General features: G+C 46.9%; 1 pseudogene. It reads right to left on the bottom strand.

What is annotated here, in order from left to right:
- Positions 1-286, bottom strand: a pseudogene (locus M3194_RS31045) (transposase); the annotation flags it as partial.

Below are 286 nucleotides of genomic sequence, written 5' to 3'. Positions count from 1 at the left end.
CGAGCTCAGGAAGGTCCAAGTTATTCAGCGCCTGATCTTCCTGTTTCTCTGCCTCTTCAATGGCAGCGAACAAGGTCTTCACCTTTTCTTGTAGCTTCATTTTCTGTTTGACAACAGCTTTGCCCCATACAAACGTGTAACGATTGGCATTCGCTTCAATCTTTCATACGCTCTGAGCGGAAACGGTTAATGGTACGGAAATCTGGACGCTGCCTAGCAGCCAGCCACATAAACATGATATTTTCACGTACTGCTTTGGCAATTTGGCGAGAGGAGTAGATGCGCT

It is taken from the genome of Paenibacillus glycanilyticus, from assembly GCF_023715145.1.
Classification (GTDB): Bacteria; Bacillota; Bacilli; order Paenibacillales; family Paenibacillaceae; genus Pristimantibacillus; species Pristimantibacillus glycanilyticus_A.
The sequence above is the reverse complement of the archived record's forward strand: the minus strand, read 5'-3'. Positions and strand labels throughout refer to the sequence as shown.